The sequence below is a fragment of the Saccharopolyspora sp. NPDC047091 genome (assembly GCF_040643635.1).
In the GTDB taxonomy this organism is placed as follows: domain Bacteria; phylum Actinomycetota; class Actinomycetes; order Mycobacteriales; family Pseudonocardiaceae; genus Saccharopolyspora_C.
In genome coordinates this window covers 41,849-59,944 of record NZ_JBEYUS010000024.1, presented here as the reverse complement: position 1 = coordinate 59,944, position 18,096 = coordinate 41,849, and the positions used below count along the sequence as shown (strand labels likewise).

20 protein-coding genes are annotated in these 18,096 nt (G+C 70.0%); 5 read left to right on the top strand and 15 right to left on the bottom strand.

All coding sequences use genetic code 11. The features are described from left to right. Positions 1-361: 361 nt before the first annotated feature. Positions 362-1,021 carry an endonuclease NucS gene (nucS, locus tag ABZ805_RS13365; RefSeq protein ID WP_358438834.1) on the bottom strand — a complete coding sequence of 220 codons (660 nt, stop codon included), beginning with the start codon at positions 1,019-1,021 and terminating at the stop codon, positions 362-364. A gap of 107 nt (positions 1,022-1,128) precedes the next feature. Between nucS and ABZ805_RS13360 the strand changes: the two genes are divergently transcribed. From ABZ805_RS13360 to ABZ805_RS13350, 3 genes are all read left to right on the top strand, one after another. Continuing rightward, positions 1,129-2,517 (top strand): amino acid permease, encoded by a 1,389-nt coding sequence (locus ABZ805_RS13360; RefSeq protein WP_358438832.1) that lies wholly within the window; start codon positions 1,129-1,131, stop codon positions 2,515-2,517. A 133-nt stretch (positions 2,518-2,650) separates the two neighbouring features. Then, positions 2,651-3,184, top strand: a complete 534-nt coding sequence (locus ABZ805_RS13355) for an NUDIX hydrolase (protein WP_358438830.1) — start codon at positions 2,651-2,653, stop codon at positions 3,182-3,184. Positions 3,185-3,272: 88 nt separating this feature from the next. Further along, positions 3,273-3,917 carry a LysE family translocator gene (locus ABZ805_RS13350; RefSeq protein WP_358438828.1) on the top strand — a complete coding sequence of 215 codons (645 nt, stop codon included), beginning with the start codon at positions 3,273-3,275 and terminating at the stop codon, positions 3,915-3,917. A gap of 294 nt (positions 3,918-4,211) precedes the next feature. Here the strand turns inward: ABZ805_RS13350 and murA are convergent, their stop codons facing one another. Further along, a complete protein-coding gene (gene murA, locus ABZ805_RS13345; RefSeq protein ID WP_358438826.1) occupies positions 4,212-5,468 on the bottom strand; it encodes a UDP-N-acetylglucosamine 1-carboxyvinyltransferase in 1,257 nt (418 codons plus the stop codon). 151 nt (positions 5,469-5,619) lie between these two features. Here murA and ABZ805_RS13340 point away from each other — a divergent pair, with 151 nt between their 5' ends. Then, on the top strand, positions 5,620-6,192 hold the full coding sequence (locus ABZ805_RS13340) for a cob(I)yrinic acid a,c-diamide adenosyltransferase (RefSeq protein ID WP_358438824.1): 573 nt from the start codon (positions 5,620-5,622) through the stop codon (positions 6,190-6,192). 3 nt (positions 6,193-6,195) lie between these two features. Here the strand turns inward: ABZ805_RS13340 and ABZ805_RS13335 are convergent, their stop codons facing one another. Continuing rightward, positions 6,196-6,666, bottom strand: a complete 471-nt coding sequence (locus ABZ805_RS13335; RefSeq protein WP_358438822.1) for a GNAT family N-acetyltransferase — start codon at positions 6,664-6,666, stop codon at positions 6,196-6,198. 19 nt (positions 6,667-6,685) lie between these two features. Beyond that, positions 6,686-7,177 carry a GNAT family N-acetyltransferase gene (locus tag ABZ805_RS13330; RefSeq protein WP_224956412.1) on the bottom strand — a complete coding sequence of 164 codons (492 nt, stop codon included), beginning with the start codon at positions 7,175-7,177 and terminating at the stop codon, positions 6,686-6,688. 71 nt (positions 7,178-7,248) lie between these two features. Between ABZ805_RS13330 and ABZ805_RS13325 the strand changes: the two genes are divergently transcribed. Then, positions 7,249-8,166: a LysR family transcriptional regulator gene (locus ABZ805_RS13325; protein WP_358438819.1), complete on the top strand. Its 918-nt coding sequence runs from the start codon at positions 7,249-7,251 to the stop codon at positions 8,164-8,166. Between the two features lie 101 nt (positions 8,167-8,267). Here ABZ805_RS13325 and ABZ805_RS13320 read toward each other — a convergent pair whose 3' ends face one another. The 11 genes from ABZ805_RS13320 to ABZ805_RS13270 all read right to left on the bottom strand — a co-directional run bounded on the left by ABZ805_RS13320 (position 8,268) and on the right by ABZ805_RS13270 (position 17,881). Then, a complete protein-coding gene (locus ABZ805_RS13320) occupies positions 8,268-8,720 on the bottom strand; it encodes a DUF2550 domain-containing protein (protein ID WP_358438817.1) in 453 nt (150 codons plus the stop codon). A gap of 12 nt (positions 8,721-8,732) precedes the next feature. Next, positions 8,733-9,098 (bottom strand): F0F1 ATP synthase subunit epsilon, encoded by a 366-nt coding sequence (locus tag ABZ805_RS13315; protein WP_358438815.1) that lies wholly within the window; start codon positions 9,096-9,098, stop codon positions 8,733-8,735. Between the two features lie 245 nt (positions 9,099-9,343). After that, positions 9,344-10,777 carry a F0F1 ATP synthase subunit beta gene (gene atpD, locus ABZ805_RS13310; protein WP_224956408.1) on the bottom strand — a complete coding sequence of 478 codons (1,434 nt, stop codon included), beginning with the start codon at positions 10,775-10,777 and terminating at the stop codon, positions 9,344-9,346. A 1-nt stretch (position 10,778) separates the two neighbouring features. After that, entirely contained in the window at positions 10,779-11,702 is a 924-nt protein-coding gene (locus tag ABZ805_RS13305) for a F0F1 ATP synthase subunit gamma (RefSeq protein ID WP_358438813.1), read from the bottom strand. A gap of 10 nt (positions 11,703-11,712) precedes the next feature. Then, complete coding sequence (gene atpA, locus ABZ805_RS13300) at positions 11,713-13,356, bottom strand: F0F1 ATP synthase subunit alpha (RefSeq protein ID WP_358438809.1); 1,644 nt, start codon at positions 13,354-13,356, stop codon at positions 11,713-11,715. Between the two features lie 64 nt (positions 13,357-13,420). Continuing rightward, positions 13,421-14,251 (bottom strand): F0F1 ATP synthase subunit delta, encoded by an 831-nt coding sequence (locus tag ABZ805_RS13295; protein ID WP_358438806.1) that lies wholly within the window; start codon positions 14,249-14,251, stop codon positions 13,421-13,423. Between the two features lie 72 nt (positions 14,252-14,323). Next, on the bottom strand, positions 14,324-14,881 hold the full coding sequence (locus ABZ805_RS13290) for a F0F1 ATP synthase subunit B (protein WP_224956477.1): 558 nt from the start codon (positions 14,879-14,881) through the stop codon (positions 14,324-14,326). A 37-nt stretch (positions 14,882-14,918) separates the two neighbouring features. Then, the gene (locus ABZ805_RS13285) at positions 14,919-15,176 is read right to left on the bottom strand and encodes an ATP F0F1 synthase subunit C (RefSeq protein ID WP_308011215.1); all 258 of its coding nucleotides are present in this window, start codon (positions 15,174-15,176) and stop codon (positions 14,919-14,921) included. Positions 15,177-15,238: 62 nt separating this feature from the next. Continuing rightward, positions 15,239-16,018: a F0F1 ATP synthase subunit A gene (atpB, locus tag ABZ805_RS13280; protein ID WP_224956399.1), complete on the bottom strand. Its 780-nt coding sequence runs from the start codon at positions 16,016-16,018 to the stop codon at positions 15,239-15,241. Positions 16,019-16,249: 231 nt separating this feature from the next. Continuing rightward, a complete protein-coding gene (locus tag ABZ805_RS13275) occupies positions 16,250-16,705 on the bottom strand; it encodes a hypothetical protein (RefSeq protein ID WP_358438802.1) in 456 nt (151 codons plus the stop codon). Next, positions 16,706-17,881 carry an MraY family glycosyltransferase gene (locus tag ABZ805_RS13270; RefSeq protein WP_358438799.1) on the bottom strand — a complete coding sequence of 392 codons (1,176 nt, stop codon included), beginning with the start codon at positions 17,879-17,881 and terminating at the stop codon, positions 16,706-16,708. Positions 17,882-18,096 lie beyond the last annotated feature (215 nt).

Sequence of the window (18,096 nt, the reverse complement as noted above, 5' to 3'; positions counted from 1 at the left end):
CGGTGAATCCACCACCCCCGCGCGGGCGCAGTCCACAGGAGACAACGGAAATCAACCCGAGTCGCCGACAGCACGTCCCGCCCCGGCCGGATCACGCGCCCGCGCGCACCCCGGGACGACGACACCGCGGCGGGCGGTGCGCGCGGAGGCGCCGCCGGACCTCGCCGACCCCGCCGACCCCGCCGAACACCTGGCGCCGGCACGACCGGGACCGATGGGGCGGAGCTGCCGGGACGAACCCGGAGGAACACGAAGGGCGCGGAACACCGGACTGATCATGACTCCAGTGTTCCGCGCCCGACCGCGGAAATCATCACTCAGCGGAGTGAACAAACGTTCGAACGGCGGTGGACGAGGCCGCTCAGAACAGCCGGAACTCGTCCGGCTCGATCCCGCGCAGCTGGTCGTAGTCCAAGGTCACGCAGCGGATGCCGCGGTCCTCGGCCAGCGTCCGCGCCTGCGGCTTGATCTGCTGCGCGGCGAACACGCCCGCCACCGGCGACAGCAGCGGGTCCCGGTTCAACAGCTCCAGGTAGCGGGTCAGCTGCTCCACCCCGTCGATCTCGCCGCGGCGCTTGATCTCGACCGCGACGCTGGAGCCGTCCGAATCCCGGCACATCAGGTCGACCGGGCCGATCGCGGTGGGGAACTCGCGGCGCACCAGCGACCACCCGTCGCCGAGCGTCGTCACGTGCTCGGCGAGCAGCTGCTGCAGGTGCGCCTCCACCCCGTCCTTGACCAGGCCGGGTTCCGGACCGAGCTCGTGCTTGGAATCGTGCAGCACCTCTTCGAGGCTGATCACCAGCTTTTCGCCGGCCTTGTTCTGCACCGTCCACACGCCGGGATCCTCGATGAGCCAGCACGGCGGGCTCATCCAGTTCAACGGCTTGTAGGCGCGGTCGTCGGAGTGCACCGAGACCGAACCGTCCGCCTTCACCAGCAGCAGGCGCTGCGCCATGGGCAGATGCGCGGTGAGGCGGCCGACGTAATCGACCTTGCAGCGAGCGATGACAAGACGCACCCGGCACAGGGTACGGGCGGCGATCACGATGTCGAGCACCCATGCCGGTTCAGGGCAGGCGAACCTTCGAAAGATCACCAGTCGCATCGGGTCTACCGTGCGTTCCCGTGTCGTACGCCCAGCTGTTCACCCGAGTCAAACCGGTCGAGCGCATCGCCGACGACGGCTCGCACACCGCGCTGCACCGCACGCTCGGACTGGTGCCGCTCATCGCGCTGTCGGTCGGTGCCACCCTCGGCACCGGCATCTTCGTGGTGCTCGCGGAAGCCGCGCCCGCCGCGGGACCGGCCGTGGTGGTGTCGTTCGTGCTCGCCGGACTCGCCGCGCTCTGCTCCGCGCTGTCCTACGCCGAGCTGGCGGGCAGCGTCCCCGTCTCCGGCTCGGCCTACTCCTACGCGTACGCCACGCTCGGCGAGCTCGTCGCCTGGGTCTGCGGCTGGTGCCTGCTGCTGGAGTACGGCGTCTCGGTGGCCGCGGTCGCGGTCGGCTGGGGCGGCTACCTCAACGAGTTCCTGCGCGGCACCATCGGGCTCACCCTGCCCGACGCGCTGTCCGCGCCACCCGGCGAAGGCGGCGTGGTCAACGTGCCCGCCGTCATCGTGGTGCTGCTCGCCACGGCCGTGCTGATGATGGGCGTGCGGGAGAGTGCCGCCGTCACCACCGCCACCACGCTGCTCAAGATCGGCGTGCTGGTGTTCTTCGTCTGCGTGGCGCTGACCGCGTTCCGCTCCGACAACCTCACCCCGTTCGCGCCCGCGGGCGTCGCCGGGATCTCCGCGGGCGCGTCCGCGGTGTTCTTCTCGTTCATCGGCTTCGACGCCGCCTCCACCGCCGGTGAGGAGGCGCGGAACCCGAAGCGGGACCTGCCGCGGGCCATCATGATCTCGCTGGCGATCGTCACCCTGGTCTACGTCGTCGTCGCGTTCGCCGCCGTCGGCGCCGTCGGCACCGACGTGCTCGGCGGCTCGGACGCCTCGCTGGCCACCGCGCTGGAGATCGTCACCGGGCAGGGCTGGCCCGCGGTGCTGCTGGCCTTCGGCGCCGTCGTCGCCATCGCCTCCGTGGTGCTCACCGTGCTGTACGGGCAGACCCGCATCCTCGTGTCGATGTCCCGGGACGGCCTGATGCCCGCGAAGCTGTCCGCGGTCAACCGCCGGGCCGTGCCCGCGCACAACACCATGATCGTCGGACTGCTGGTGGCCGCCCTCGCCTCCGTGGTGCCGCTGAGCAGCCTCGCCGACGCCACCAGCATCGGCACGCTCGTCGCGTTCGGCGTCGTCAACATCGGCGTCATCGTGCTGCGGCGGCGCAAACCCGACCTGGAACGGTCCTTCCGCACCCCGCTGATGCCGTGGGTGCCGCTGCTCGGGGTCGCGCTGTGCGCCTACCTGATCCTCGGGCTGGACTGGATCACCTGGCTGGTCTTCGGGATCTGGATGGTGGCGGGGCTGGCCGTGTACCTCGGGTACGGGCTGCGGCGGTCGAAGCTCAACTGAGCCGGGGTGGCAGGAAGGTTCCCTTCCGCGCACCCGTGACAGGAAGGTTCCCTTCCGCGCACCCGTGACAGGAAGGTTCCCTTCCGCGCACGGCGCGCGATCAGCGCGCGGCGGGGCGGTGCACGATGGGCGGATGCGCACGACGAGCAGCCGCGAGGTGTACGCGAACGCGTGGATGACCGTCCGGGAGGACGGCATCCGCCGCCCCGACGGGTCCGACGGGATCTACGGCGTGGTGGACAAACCGGACTACGCGTTGATCATCCCGCTGGACGGCGACCGGATTCACCTGGTCGAGCAGTTCCGCTACCCGCTGGGCCGGCGCCGCTGGGAATTCCCGCAGGGCACCGCGCCGGACCGCGCCGAAGTGGACACCGCCGAACTCGCCGCCCGCGAACTGCGGGAGGAGACCGGGCTGCGCGCCGCGCGGCTCACCGACCTGGGGCAGCTGGACGTGGCGCCGGGCATGTCCAGCCAGCGCGGCCGGGTCTACCTGGCGACCGGGCTCACCGCGGGCGAGCACGAGCGGGAACCGGAGGAGCAGGACATGCGGGCGGCCTGGTTCGACCGCGCCGAATTCGAGCGGATGATCCGCGGCGGCGCGATCACCGACGCCCAGTCCATCGCCGCCTACCAGCTGCTCTGCTTGCACGAACGGCGGGTTTGACCGGTTTCGGCCCCGTGCCGGTGTGGCGCCCGTCGCGGCGCCCCCGGATCACGTGACGGAGCGGGCCCCGGCTCCTTATCCTTCGCTGGTGCCGGCTCAACTAGTGCCCTTCGTGCTGTTCGTGATCGTGGTGACCGTCGCCCCCGGCCCCGACATGGCCCTCGGGCTGCGCAACAGCATCCGCGGCGGGTCGACCGGGATGTGGTGGACCGGGCTGGGCTGCTGCGCCGGGCTGCTGGTGCACGCGGCGATCTCGGTCGCGGGGCTCTCCGCGCTGCTGGCGGCCTCCGCCGTCGCCTACACGGCCCTCAAGCTCGGCGGCGCCGCCTACCTGGTGTGGCTCGGCGCGACGACGCTGTGGAAGAGCATCCGGAACCGGCACGAGGCCCCCGCGGCGGCGCTGCCGGAACCGCAGGCGGCCGGCGAGGTGCTGACGCGGCGCGCGGCGTTCCGGCAGGGGCTGGTCAGCAACGTGCTCAACCCCAAGATCATCCTGCTGTTCCTGACGCTGCTGCCGCAGTTCATCTCGCCCGGCGAACCGCGCGCGCTCACCTCGATGGTCCTCACGCTGGCGTTCCTGGGCGTGGCGCTCGTGTACTGGCGGGTGGCGTCCTGGCTGGTCGGCGGCATGCGCACCCTGCTCAGCCGCCGGAAGGTGAAGCTCGTGCTGGAGCGCGCCACCGGCACCGTGATGATCGCCCTCGGCCTCCGGGTGGCTTTCGAGAGCGGGTGATCTCCCCAACTCCTGTTGCGAGGTGGGGAGAGTGGCGGAACCTCAGCGGTCCCCTCGCTGCGGGATCGTTTTCACAGGTGGCTCCGCCACATGAGAAACGCTGTCCTCGCGAGGAAACCGCTGAGAACCCGCGACGGTGCCGGTGTCGTGGGTGGTCGTCAGCTCAGCGGCTTCGCCGCTGACGGGAAACGGCCGAGACTTGCAGGGCGGGTTCGCAGGCGGGCAGTGATCGGCAGCGGCGATCGCGGAACCGCTGGGAGCGGCCGAGCCTCGGGCGGCCCGGCCGTCGGCCGATCAGTCCGTGACGCGCTCGATGTAAGCGCCCAGGCCCCGCAGGTTCTCCACGAAGTTCGGGTAGCCGCGGTCGATGTGGAACACGTCCCACACCTCGGTCACCCCGTCCGCGCACAACCCGGCGAGCACCAGGCCCACCCCGGCGCGGATGTCCGACGCCCACACCGGGGCGCTGGAGAGCCGCTCCAACCCGCGCACCACCGCGTGGTGCCCGTCGGTGCGCGCGTCCGCACCCATCCGCACCAGTTCCTCGATGAACCGGAAGCGGGACTCGAACAGGTTCTCGGTGATCATCGAGGTGCCGTCGGCGACCGCGGACAGCGCCAGCGCCATCGGCTGCAGGTCCGTCGCGAACCCCGGGTACGGCAGCGTCACGTAGTCCACGGCCAGCGGGCGGCGGTCCGCGACCACGCGGAACTCCTCATCGCCCACCACGACCTCGGCACCCGCGCTGCGCAGCTTCTCCAGCACCAGGTTCACGTGCTGCGGGTCCACCCCGCGCACCTTGATGTCGCCCTGGGTCGCCACCGCGGCGAACGCCCAGGTGGCGCCCACGATGCGGTCGCCGATGACCCGGTGTTCCACCGCCTTCAGCGAGGTCACGCCGTGCACGGTGAGCGTCGAGGTGCCCGCGCCCTCGATCTTCGCGCCCATCTGCTGCAGCATCACGCACAGGTCGACGATCTCCGGCTCGCGAGCCGCGTTGTCGATCATCGTGGTGCCTTCGGCGAGGACCGCGGCCATCAGGATGTTCTCCGTGGCGCCGACGCTCGGGAAGTCCAGCCAGATCTGGGCGCCGCGCAGGTTCTCCGCCTCGGCCACCACCGCGCCGTGCTCGATGTGGCTGGTCGCGCCCAGCTGCCGCAGCCCGCTCTGGTGCATGTCCAGCGGGCGCGAACCGATCGCATCGCCACCGGGCAGCGTCACCACGGCCTTGCGGCACCGCGCCACCAGCGGGCCCAGCACGCACACCGAGGCGCGCAGCTTGCCCATCGACGGCGACACCGCCTCGTGGCTGATCTCCGCGGGCGTCGTGATGTACGCGGTGCGGCCGTCGATGTCGACCTCGCAGCCCAGGCTGCGCAGCACGTCGCCCATCAGCGGGACGTCCAGGATCTCCGGGCAGTTGGTGATCGTCGTCGTGCCCTCGGCCAGCAGCGCGGCCGCCATCAGCTTCAGCACGCTGTTCTTCGCGCCGACCACATCGACTTCGCCGACGAGGCGCGCCCCGCCGTGCACGCGGAAGTGCTCACTCACGAACAGCAGGTTACGGGCCGGGCGCCGCCCCGTCCGTGGCGGGTGCGCCGCGTCGCGCGGCCGTGCGATGAAGGGAACCTTCCTGCCACCGGTGACCGGAAGGTTCCCTTCATCGCACGATCACCGGACCTGCGGCACCTACCCTGGGGGCATGGCCGTACACCTGACGAAGATCTACACGCGGACCGGAGACGCGGGCACCACCCGGCTCTCGGACAACTCGCAGATCAGCAAGACCGACCCGCGGCTGGTCGCCTACGCCGACGTGGACGAGACGAACTCGGTGCTGGGCGTGGCGCTGGCCACCGCGACCTTCGACGCGGCGATCGTCGAGGTGTTGCGGACCGTGCAGAACGACCTGTTCGACGTGGGCGCCGACCTGGCCACCCCGGTGGTGCCGGATCCGGAGTTCCCGCCGCTGCGCGTCACCCAGGACTACGTCGACCGGCTGGAAGGCTGGTGCGACGAGTACAACGCGCGGGTGCCGAAGCTGAACTCGTTCATCCTCCCCGGCGGCACCCCCGGCGGTGCGCTGCTGCACCAGGCGCGGTGCACGGCCCGGCGCGCCGAGCGCTCCGCGTGGGCGCTGCTCGAGGTCGATGCGGAGCGCAGCAACGCGCTCGCCGCGAAGTACCTGAACCGGCTCTCCGACCTGCTGTTCATCCTCGCCCGCGTCGCCAACCCGGACGGCGACGTGCTGTGGCGCCCGGGCGGCGGCGCCTGACGCTCACAGCTGCTTGGCGAAGCACACCGAGTCGGGGTCGTCGCGGTACGGGCCGAACGCGGGGATGCCCGCGTAGCCCGCCGAGCGGTACAGGGCGATGGCCTCCGGCTGCCGGTTCCCGGTCTCCAGCAGGACCCGCTTGTGCCCGGCGTCGGCGGCCCGTCCTTCCAGTTCGGCCAGCAGCCGCCGCGCCAGGCCGCGACCGCGCGCCGCGGGCGAGACGTACATCCGCTTGAGCTCGACGTCGCCGTCCTCGAACTCCGGTTCCGCCGGGTCGTACACCCGCCAGCCGCCGATCGCGACCGGTTCCGCCTCGAGGTAGCCGAGCAGGAACGTCCCGTGCGGGGCGCTGAACTGGCCCGAGTCGATCGGCGTCTCGTCCCGGCGCCCGTAGCGGCCCACGTACTCCTGCTGGACCTCCTCGATCAGCCGCTGCGCGTCGGGGTGGTCGAACTCGGCGATCTCGATGTGCATGCGCCCAGCTTAGGAGCGCTCAGCCCAGCACCTTCTCGAACCAGTGCCGGGCGTACTCGTTGTCGTTGTAGGCGGGGATCTCCGCGTAACCGGCCGAGCCGTACAGGGCGCGCGCGGCGTGCAGCTCGGCGGCGGTGTCCAGGCGCACCACCCCGCACCCCAGCTCCGCCGCGCTGCGCTCCAGCTCGGCCAGCAACGCCCGGCCTGCGCCGCGACCACGCAGCACCGGGGAGATCCACATCCGCCGGATCTCCGCGATGCCGGGCTCCAGCACCCGCACCGCGCCGCAGCCCCGCACCGCGCCCGCCGCGTCCCGGACCAGCAGGAAGCGGCCGCGCGGCGGCGCGAAATCGCCCGGTTCCGGCGGCGCCGCCCGGCCCGGGTCGAACCCGGCGGGGAACACCTGCGCCAGCTCGGCGACGTACTGCTCCAGCGCGGCCGTGGCGTCCGCACCGGCGATCGATTCGGCGGTGATCGTGAACCGGCCGCTGTCCGGGGTCGCGTCCATCATGCGACCAGTCTTTCCGAGCCGGAGCCTTCACCGCCAGTTACCCCGGCTTCCGATGGCTAAAGTGGAGCTTCATGGATCCGGCGAAGTTGCTGCTGCTGTTGGCGTTGCGCGAGGGCGGCAGCGTCACCCGTGCCGCCGAGCTCACCGGGCGTACCCCGCCCGCGGTGTCCCAGCAGCTCGCCCGGCTGGAGCGGGAAGCGGGCACCGCGCTCGTCGAACGCCTCCCGCACGGTGTCCGGCTCACCCCACTCGGGGAACAGCTCGCCGAACGCGCCGACCGGATCGCGCACGCCCTGCGCGGCGCCGAAGCGGACCGGGCGCGGCACCTCCGGCTGCACCGCACCAGGCTGCGGCTCGGCGCCTTCCCCACCGCGGGCGTGCGGCTGCTGCCCGAGGCCCTGGCCGCGCTGAACCGGCTGCACCCGGACAGCGAGCTGTCCGTCGTGGACCTCGGTCCCACCGAGGGCAACGCGCTCGTCGCCGAACGCGAACTGGACCTGGCGCTCGTCGCCTCCTACGGCGAACCGCTGCACCCGCCCGCCGGGGTGCGACTGGTGCCGCTGCTCGACGACCCGGTGCTCGCCGTGCTGCCCGAACGCCACCCGGCCGCCACCGGTGGATCCCCGCTGGTGCTGCGGGACTTCGCCGCCGACGCGTGGGCGTGCGCGCCGCGGGAACTGCCGAACCGGCGCCAGCTCGACGACCTGGCCCGCACCGCCGGGTTCACCCCGCACGTCCCGTTCGAATCCGAGTCGTACGCCGTCGCGCAGGCCGTGGTGTCCGCCGGAGTCGCCGTCGCCTTCCTGCCGCGGCTCGCCATCGGCGACGTGCCGGGCACCGTCACCCGGGAACTCGACGAGCCCGCGCTGTTCCGGCGGGTGCACGCCGTGCTGCCCGCGCACTCCCCCACCGAGCTCGCCGAGGTGTTCCTCGGTCTGCTCCGCGACCTCTGCGCCGAACACGGCGGCACCGCGCACCCGGTGCGATGAAGGGAACCTTCCTGTCACCGGTGACAGGAAGGTTCCCTTCATCCACCCCCGACGCGCGAAAAAGCGCCCCCTCCGAAGAGGGGGCGCTGCACGTTCGGGGATCAGGAAGCCCAGGGCACGGAACGTCCGGGCGGCGCGGATTCCAACCAGGACAGGAAGCCGGTGAGCGCGTCCGCGCCCATCGCGACCTCCAGCTCCTCACCGCGACCGGTCAGGTGCAGCACGGTCGCGGCCTGCGGCAGCGCGTACACCTCGGACGCGGACGGTTCGCGGCGGGTGGCGATCTCCACCTCGCGGCGGTTCACCACCCAGTTCGGGCCCGAGCTGAGGCTCAGCACCCGGTACCAGCTGAACTCCTCGCCGCGGTAGTGCGCGACACCGAGGTGCCAGCCCCGCCCGCGGTCATCGGTGCGCAGCCGCAGCGCCACGTCGATCCCGCCGGCGCGCAACTGCTGCAACCGCCGGCGCGCGGCCAGCACCACGCTCAGGGCCGCGGCCGCCAGGAGCAGCACCAGCCCGAAAACGATGATCGACCACACGCCCGCGGAGCCCATGTTCGCGGCCCGTCAGACCGACTGCCCGGCCGCCCGGAGTCGGCTCAGCGCTCTCGTGCGCGCTTCCTCGTCGTCGCTCTTCGCGTCGGTGCGCGCCTGCGCGACGTCGATCTCCTGGGCGAGTTCGGCCGACTCGGCGAGGACGCTGACGCCGTCGGCGGTGACGGACAGGAATCCGCCCTGGACGGCGGCGGTCACGGTGTCGCCGTCGATGGTCGTGATCTTCACGACGCCACCCTCGACGAGCTGGCCGAGCAGCGGCTCGTGCCCCGGCAGGATGCCGATCTCGCCTTCGGTCGTCTGGGCCACGACGGTGGTCGCCTCACCAGACCACAGGCGGCGCTCGACAGCGACCAGCTGGACGGACATGTTGGCCACGCGCGTCTCCTTTGTCGGGTGTACAGCCCGCAGTCTAGCCAACGCCAGGCGGGCCCTGGTGACGGGCCGAGCAGGGCCGCGTCACATCCGGAGGGGTGCGAGCAGGGGAACCTTCCGGTCACGGGTGACCGGAAGGTTCCCTTCCTCTGGGAAGGGCGAAAAAGAAGGCCGGGGCCCGTGACCGGACCCCGACCCCTGCCGATGGGTCTTCGCCGCGGTGGGTGCACCGCGGCGAAGACCGGGGCTCACTTCTCGGTGAGCTTCTTGTAGGCCTGCTCCAGGTCCTCCAGACCACCGATGGACAGGAAGGCCTGCTCCGGGTAGTGGTCGAAGTCGCCCTTGCAGAGCTTGTCGAACGCCTCGATGGTCTCCTTCACCGGCACGAAGGAGCCGTCCTGCCCGGTGAACTGCTTCGCCACGAAGAAGTTCTGCGACAGGTAGCGCTGGATGCGCCGCGCCCGCTGCACCGTCACCTTGTCCTCTTCGGACAGTTCGTCCATGCCGAGGATGGCGATGATGTCCTGCAGCTCCTTGTACTTCTGGAGGATCCGCTTGACCTCCTGGGCGACGCGGTAGTGCTCGTCGCCCACGACGGCCGGGTCCAGAATGGTGGAGCTGGAGGTCAGCGGGTCGACCGCCGGGTAGATGCCCATCTGCGAGATCGGCCGGGACAGCTCCGTCGTCGCGTCCAGGTGGGCGAAGGTGGTCGCCGGCGCCGGGTCGGTGTAGTCGTCCGCGGGCACGTAGATCGCCTGCATCGAGGTGATCGAGTTGCCGCGGGTCGAGGTGATCCGCTCCTGCAGCTCACCCATCTCGTCGGCCAGCGTCGGCTGGTAACCCACCGCGGAAGGCATCCGGCCCAGCAGGGTGGACACCTCCTGGCCTGCCTGGGTGAACCGGAAGATGTTGTCGATGAACAGCAGCACGTCCTGGTTCTGGACGTCGCGGAAGTACTCCGCCATGGTCAGCGCCGACAGGGCGACCCGCATGCGGGTGCCCGGCGGCTCGTCCATCTGCCCGAAGACGAGGGCGGTGTCGGCGAGCACGCCGGACTCCGCCATCTCGACCCAGAGGTCGTTGCCCTCACGGGTGCGCTCGCCGACGCCGGCGAACACCGAGGTGCCACCGAAGTTCTTGGCGACGCGGCGGATCATCTCCTGGATGAGCACCGTCTTGCCGACACCCGCACCGCCGAACAGGCCGATCTTGCCACCCTGCACGTACGGGGTGAGCAGGTCGATCACCTTGATGCCGGTCTCCAGCACCTCGGTGCGGCCTTCGAGCTGGTCGAACGCCGGGGCCTTGCGGTGGATGGACCAGCGCTCGGCGTCCGAGGCGTAGCCCGGCTCGTCGAGGCAGTGCCCGAGGGCGTTGAACACGTGGCCCTTGACCACGTCGCCCACCGGCACCGAGATGCCCTCGCCGGAGTCGCGCACCGCGACACCCCGGACCAGGCCCTGGGTCGGCTGCATCGAGACGCAGCGCACCACGCTGTCGCCGAGGTGCTGTGCGACCTCGAGCGTCAGCGTCTTCGCCATGGCCTCGGCCGTGATGTCCACGGTGAGGGAGTTGTTGAGGTCGGGCACCTGGTCGCGCGGGAACTCGACGTCCACGACCGGGCCGAGAACCCGGACGACGCGGCCGGTGCCAGTAGCCGTGCTAGTGGCAGTCGCAGTCATGTCACTCACTTCCTGCTGACGAGAGCGCCTCGACACCACCGACGATCTCGCTGATTTCCTGGGTGATCTGGGCCTGGCGGGCCTGGTTGGCCTCACGGCTGAGGTTGCGGATCAGTTCGTCCGCGTTGTCCGTGGCCGCCTTCATCGCGGTACGACGTGCCGCGAAGACGGACGCCGCCGAGTCCAGCAGCCCGGCGAAGATCCGGGTGTTGATGTACTTCGGCAGCAGGGCCCGGAACAACGTGTCCGCGTCCGGCTCGAAGTCGTACACCGACCGCGGCTTCTTCGGCTCGTCGGAGTACTCGACCTCCAGCGGGGCGATCCGCGTGACGGTCGGCCGCTGGGTCAGCATCGAGACGAACTCGGTGTGCACCATGTGCAGCTCGTCCACGCCCAGCGTACCGTCCGGCCCGCCGTCGTCGAGGTAGTCGTCGGCGCCCGCGAGGAACGCCTTGACCAGGGTCTCCCCCACTTCGGCGGCATCCGAGTAGCCGGGCTTCTCGGCGAAGCCGGTCCAGCTGGCCGCGACCGGGCGCTGGCGGAACCGGTAGTACGCGTCGCCCTTGCGGCCGATCACGTACAGCACCGGGGTCTTGCCCTGCTCGCGGAGCAGGCTCTGCAGCTCCTCCGCCGCGCGCAGCACGTTGGAGTTGTAGCCGCCGCACTGGCCGCCGTCACTGGTCACCACGAGCACCGCGGCCCGCTTGGGGTTGTCCCGCTCCACCAGGAGCGGGTGGTCCAGCGAGCTCGCGCCTGCCAGCTCGGACAGGGACTTGGTGATCTCGGCCGCGTACGGCCGGGACGCCTCGACCCTGGTCCGGGCCCGCATGATGCGGGAGGTGGCGATCAGTTCCTGCGCCTTGGTGATCTTCCGGATCGACTTGACCGACCGGATGCGGTCTCGCAGTTCTCGAAGATTGGCCATGGCTACCCGGTCACTTCTTCGGGGCGGGCTTGTTGACCTGGACGGTTTCCTGGCCCACCGCGCCCGCGTCCATCGCCTCGGCGTCGGCCTCCTGCGTGAGCGAGGTGCCGTCGGAGGTCGTGAACTGCTTCTTGAACTCCTCCACCGAGTCCACGATCAGCTTCTGGCCGTCGTCGGAGAGCTTCTTGCTCTCGACGATGTCCTTGAGCAGCGACTCGTGGGTCCGGCGCAGGTAGGCGAGGAACTCCGACTCGAAGCGCCGCACGTCGCCGACCGGAACGGTGTCGACGTGGCCCTTGGTGCCGAGGAACAGCGAGACGACCTCTTCCTCGACCGGCAGCGGGTCGCCTGCGCCCTGCTTGAGCAGCTCCATCAGGCGGGCACCGCGGTCCAGCTGCGCCTTCGATGCGGCGTCCAGGTCCGAGGCGAAGGCGGAGAACGCCTCCAGCTCGCGGAACTGCGCCAGGTCGATCTTCAGCGAGCCGGTGACCGACTTCATCGCCTTGATCTGCGCGGAACCACCGACGCGGGACACCGAGATGCCGACGTCGATCGCGGGGCGCTGACCGGAGTTGAACAGATCCGACTGCAGGAAGCACTGGCCGTCGGTGATGGAGATGACGTTCGTCGGGATGTAGGCCGACACGTCGTTCGCCTTGGTTTCGATGATCGGCAGACCCGTCATCGAACCGGCGCCCATCTCGTCCGACAGCTTCGCGCAACGCTCCAGCAGACGGGAGTGCAGGTAGAAGACGTCACCGGGGTAGGCCTCGCGGCCCGGCGGGCGGCGCAGCAGCAGCGAGATCGCGCGGTACGCCTCGGCCTGCTTGGTGAGGTCGTCGAACACGATCAGGACGTGCTTGCCCTGGTACATCCAGTGCTGGCCCAGCGCGGAGCCCGCGTACGGCGCCAGCCACTTCAGACCCGGCGAGTCCGAGGCGGGGGCGGCGACGATGGTGGTGTACTCCATCGCGCCCGCGTCCTCGAGGGACTTCTTGACGCCGGCGATCGTGGAGCCCTTCTGGCCGATCGCGACGTAGATGCAGTGCACCTGCTTGGCAGGGTCACCGCTGTCCCAGTTGCCCTTCTGGTTGATGATCGTGTCGACCGCGACCGTGGTCTTGCCGGTCTTGCGGTCGCCGATCAGCAGCTGGCGCTGGCCGCGGCCGATCGGGGTCATCGAGTCGATGGCCTTGATGCCGGTCTGCATCGGCTCGGCGACGCCCTGGCGCTGCACGACCGTGGCGGCCTGCAGCTCCAGCGCGCGCTGGCTCTCGGCCTTGATCTCGCCGAGGCCGTCGATGGCCTCGCCCAGCGGGTCCACCACGCGGCCGAGGAAGCCGTCGCCGACCGGCATGGACAGCACCTTGCCGGTCCGCTTGACCTCCTGGCCCTCTTCGATGCCAGCGGACTCGCCCAGGATGACCGCGCCGATCTCCTGAGCCTCCAGGTTCATCGCCACGCCGTAGACGCCGCCGGGGAACTCCAGCAGCTCTTCGGTCATCACCGAAGGCAGGCCCTCGACATGGGCGATGCCGTCACCGGTATCGGTGACGACGCCGACCTCCTCGCGGCTGACCTCCGGGGAGTAGCTGGAGACGTACTTCTCGATCGCACTGCGGATCTCGTCCGACGAGATCGTCAGCTCCGCCATGTCTCGTTCCTGCTCTCGGTTCGTTCTGGAAGGAAGTTCTGTGTCCGGGCCGCGGCCCTCGCCGTCAGTCGGCGAGGTCGCGCCGGAGGGACTGCAGGCGCCCCGTGGTCGTTCCGTCGATGACCTCGTCACCGACCTTGATCAGCAGGCCGCCGCCGACCGCAGGATCCACTTCCAGGTGGACCGCGATGGGCCGCGAGTAGATCCGCTGCAACGTGGCTGCGAGCCGCTGCTGCTGCTGCTCGGTCAGTTCGATGGCGGACCGCACGTGCGCCACCGAACGCTCCCGGCGCTTGGCCGAGAGCTCCGCGAGCTCCTCCAGCCCCTCGCTGACGTGCCCGCCATGCGGGTGCGAGACCAGCTGGCGCACCAGGGCCTGGGTGACCGGTTCGACTTTGCCGCCGAGCAGCTCGTCGACCAGCGCGGTCTTGCCGTCGGTGGCAGCGGCCGGGTCGGCCAGCAGCCGCTCCAGCTCCAGTTCGGCGCCGATGATGCGGCCGAGGCGGAACAGCTCGTCCTCGACCGCGTCCAGCCGGCCCGCCCGTTCCGCCTGCACCAGCAGGGCGACCCGGGCCAGCCGTTCCAGACCTCCGACCAGATCCTTCGCGCTCGACCAGCGGGAGCGGACGGCTTCGACCACCACGGGCAGCGCCCGGGCGCCGAGCTTGCCGGCCAGCAGCTGCTTGGCCAGCTCCTCCCGCGAACGGGGTTCGGTGGAGGCGTCCGCCAGCGCCCGGCGCAGGGTCGACTCGCGACCCAGCAGGGCGGCCACGCCGAACAGTTCGTCGGCGAGGCCGGTGATCTCCGCGGCCCCGGCCCCGTCGGTGGCCTGCAACAGCTGCAGCTCGGTGGCTGCCAGCGCATCGCGGCTCGCGGCGTTCACGAGGGTGCTCAACTCTCCAGGGCCTTTCGTTCTGGGGGAACCTTCGGGGACCACATCATGTGCGTGTCCATCGCACCGGCGCCGTCAGGACCTGCTGGACCCGGACGGTGCCGACGTGGATTCCAGTTCCTCCAGGAACCGGTCCACGGTGCCGCGACGACGGGTCTCGTCCTCGAGGGACTCACCGACGATGCGACCGGCCAGATCCACGGCCTGACGGCCGAGGTCGCCGCGCAATTCCGCGACGATCTGCGAGCGCTGCGCGGCCAGCTGGTTCTGGCCTTGCGTGACGATGCGCTCGGACTCGGACTGCGCCTGCGCGCGCATCTCCTCGACGATCTGCTGGCCCTCGGCCCGCGCGTCGTCCCGGATCCGCGCCGCTTCGGCACGCGCCTCGGCCAGCTGCGACTTGTACTGCTCCAGCGTCCGCTGCGCCTCGGCCTGGGCCTGCTCGGCGCGGGCGATGCCGCCCTCGATCCGCTCGCTGCGCTCCGCGTAGAGCTTCTCGAAGCGCGGCACCGCGTACTTCCACAGTACGAAGAGCAGGATCAGGAAGGCGATCAGGCCGACGACGATCTCGGACGGCTCGGGGATGACGGGACTGTGCCCGCCCTCGGCCGCCAACAGCATCTGTGTCTTCACCACGACGTCTCCCAACGCTTTCCAGCCGTGAACAAGATCAGGCGGCGGAGGCGATGAAGTACACGACCAGGCCGATCAGGGCGAGCACCTCGACCAGGACGAAGGAGATCCAGGCGATGCCCTGCAGCTGGCCCTGGGCCTCCGGCTGGCGGGCGGTGCCGTTGATGACCGCGGCCCAGATCAGGCCGACGCCCACGCCCGGGCCGATGGCGCCGAGCCCGTAACCGATCGCGGCCAGACCGGGGTTGATGTTCCCAGCGGTTTCAGCGGCCTGCGCAAGAACGATGTTGCTCACTTTCACTACCTTTCAACTCGGTCCGCGCGAGTCGGCGCGGATCGGAGGTCTTGGTCTTGCTCTCAGTGCTCCTGGGCCAGCGCACTGCCGATGAAGTTGGCGGTCAGCAGCGCGAAGATGTACGCCTGGAGCACCTGGATCAGGGCTTCGACGAACGTCAAGGCAATGGAGAAGGCGAAAGCGACGATGGAGACCGGCTTCAACCCCGCACTCGCCTCCATGAGCAGGTACTCCCCGCCCAGGGTGAACACCAGCAGGATGAGGTGACCGGCGAACATCGCGGCGAACACCCGGATCGCCAGCGCGACCGGCTGAGCGATGAACTTCTGGAAGAACTCGATCGGCGACAGCAGCAGGTAGATCGGCTTCGGCACGCCCGGGGGGAACATGACGTGCTTGAAGTAGCCGAGGAATCCGTGCCTGGCGAAACCGACCGTGTGCATCACCACGTACGCGACGATGAACAGCGCGATCGGGAACCCGATGCGCGACATCGTGGGGAACTGGATCAGCGGGATGATCCCGAAGATGTTGTTCACCAGGACGAACGTGAACATCGCGAAGATCAGCGGGACGAACTTGCGAAAGTCCTTCGCCCCGATCTGCTCCCGCGCGATGTTGTTGCGGCTGAACTCGTAGAGGAACTCCGCGACGAACTGGGACTTGCCCGGTACCAGCTTCAGGTTGCGGGTCGCCATCACGAAGTACGCGCCGACGATCACCACCGACAGCGCGATCAGCACCATCGGTTTGGTTACGCCGCCGAAGATCGGCGGGAGGTCAAAAGCATCGGCACCCGGCGGTACGAACTGTCCGCCTTGGGCCAGCACCAGCGCGCCCAACTGGGCTCCTTCCGGTTCTCCCGAGGTTCACACCACCGGGGGAATCGTCATGATTTGCACGTAACGTACCCGATACGCGATCTGGCACGTTCGCCGACCCCACCCTAGTGAGCGCGAATACGTTCAGTAAGAGGTGGACGGTCGCCACACTGATGGGCGACCTGGCCGAAGCGGACAATACCAGCGGGTAACAAGTTTCGGGAAGCTACCCGCTGCAGATCAGCGACACCGTCACTGACCAGGAACGATGGTCGGAATCTTGGTCTTGCGGAAGGCAACGACCTCGGCTCCGGCCCACACCATGATGGTGGCCAGCATGGTGAGTGCCAGCGACGTCGGATGCAGCGCGTCGACCCCGCCCAGCAAGGTCATCACGATGAGTAACACCAGCATCTTGCCGACGTACCCGCCGAGCGCGACCGCCATCACGAACATCGGGTGCAACCCACCCGTCCAGCGCATCAGGAAGATCGTCAGCAGTGACGACCCGAACGCCACCACTCCGCCCACCACCGCGCCGAACGCACCGGTCGCACCGACCAGCACCGCGGACACCACGACTCCGAGCAGCACCGTCACGGCACCCGGCACCAGCGCGGTGCGCAGCATGGCGTCGGCCAGCTTGCGCACCGTCGCAGCGTGCGGGTTCTCCGCGGACTGCCCGGTGGACTGCTCGGTCTCGCTCATTCAGGCCCCTCGATCGGATCGCCATCGTCCGGCCATTCTCGGAATCAGCGAAATGATAGCTGCCGCTACCACGCCCAATCCGGCGACCCAGCCGACGACGGCCGCGCTGAACAGCGTCAACGACACCGCCCCGAACGCGAGCACCCCGGCCCACAGGTAGATGAGCAGCACCGCGCGCCGCTGCGAATGCCCGATCTCCAGCAACCGGTGGTGCAGGTGCATCTTGTCCGCGTGGAACGGGCTCTTGCCCGCCGCGGTCCGCCGCACCACCGCCATGATCAGGTCCAGCAGCGGGACGAACAGCACCGCGGCCAGCACCAGCAGCGGCGACAACAGCGCCAGCAGGTCCTTGCCGCCGAAGCCCGCGTAGTCGGCCTTGCCGGACGCCGAGGTGCTCGCCGTCGCCAGCATCAGCCCGATCAGCATCGACCCCGAATCACCCATGAAGATCCGGGCCGGCTGGAAGTTGTAGGGCAGGAAGCCCACGCAGGCGCCTGCGATCGAGGCCGCGATCAGCGCGGGCGGGTAGGCCGTCACGTCCCCGCCGTGCTGCTGCAGCAGGCTCAGGCAGAACGCGCAGGTCGCGCTCGCCGCGATCACCCCGATGCCGGAGGCCAGCCCGTCCAGGCCGTCCACGAAGTTCATCGCGTTGATCATCGTGACGACCAGCAGCACCGTCAGCAGCTGCCCCTGGTTGCTGTTGAGCACCATCAGCTGGCCGATGTGGCCCTCGTCGCCGCCCCACGGCACCCAGAAGCCGAACCACTGCACGCCGAACAGCACCAGGATGCCCGCCGCGGTCACCTGCCCGGCGAGCTTCGTCAGCGAATCCAGCTCGAAGCGGTCGTCCAGCGCGCCGACCAGCACGATCAGCCCGCCGGCCACGATCGCGGCGGCCGCATCGTTGGAGAAGTCGAAACCCCGCGACAGCGCGGGCAGGTTGCTCGCCAGGAACATCGCCGCGAGCACCCCGCCGAACATCGCCACCCCGCCCATCCGCGGGATCGGCGTCAGGTGCACGTCGCGCTTGCGCGGGTAGGCGACCGCGCCCACCCGGATCGCCAGCAACCGGACCAGGCCGGTCAGCAGGAACGTCACCGCCGCCGCGGTGAGCAGAACGAGCAGGTATTCGCGGACGGGCAGACCCGCCGGCGCCCACAGAGGTGCGTTGTCCATGGCGGCGGCTCTACCCTCGCGGCCCGACGGCCCGCGGAAGGTGGAGGTCCGGCCACCGGAACGGCGTCTTCAAGCTCGGCGCTCCTCATCGCTGTCCACGTTGCGCATCCGGGGGCTAACGCTATCGGCAAACAGCCGCGCCACGACCACCGGTCCGGATCAGCCAAGATCGTCCGGCCGGTCCGCCTCCGCCCGCTCCCCTCCCCGGCGAGCGG

Bases quoted from the DNA above. Each gene is read 5' to 3' on its own strand.
- ABZ805_RS13275 (WP_358438802.1), bottom strand. From the start codon at position 16,705: ATGAGCGAGACCGAGCAGTCCACCGGGCAGTCCGCGGAGAACCCGCAC.
- atpD (WP_224956408.1), bottom strand. From the start codon at position 10,777: ATGACTGCGACTGCCACTAGCACGGCTACTGGCACCGGCCGCGTCGTC.
- ABZ805_RS13355 (WP_358438830.1), top strand. From the start codon at position 2,651: ATGCGCACGACGAGCAGCCGCGAGGTGTACGCGAACGCGTGGATGACC.
- ABZ805_RS13270 (WP_358438799.1), bottom strand. From the start codon at position 17,881: ATGGACAACGCACCTCTGTGGGCGCCGGCGGGTCTGCCCGTCCGCGAA.
- ABZ805_RS13320 (WP_358438817.1), bottom strand. From the start codon at position 8,720: ATGGGCTCCGCGGGCGTGTGGTCGATCATCGTTTTCGGGCTGGTGCTG.
- ABZ805_RS13335 (WP_358438822.1), bottom strand. From the start codon at position 6,666: ATGCACATCGAGATCGCCGAGTTCGACCACCCCGACGCGCAGCGGCTG.
- ABZ805_RS13305 (WP_358438813.1), bottom strand. From the start codon at position 11,702: ATGGCCAATCTTCGAGAACTGCGAGACCGCATCCGGTCGGTCAAGTCG.
- atpA (WP_358438809.1), bottom strand. From the start codon at position 13,356: ATGGCGGAGCTGACGATCTCGTCGGACGAGATCCGCAGTGCGATCGAG.
- ABZ805_RS13340 (WP_358438824.1), top strand. From the start codon at position 5,620: ATGGCCGTACACCTGACGAAGATCTACACGCGGACCGGAGACGCGGGC.
- ABZ805_RS13325 (WP_358438819.1), top strand. From the start codon at position 7,249: ATGGATCCGGCGAAGTTGCTGCTGCTGTTGGCGTTGCGCGAGGGCGGC.
- ABZ805_RS13330 (WP_224956412.1), bottom strand. From the start codon at position 7,177: ATGATGGACGCGACCCCGGACAGCGGCCGGTTCACGATCACCGCCGAA.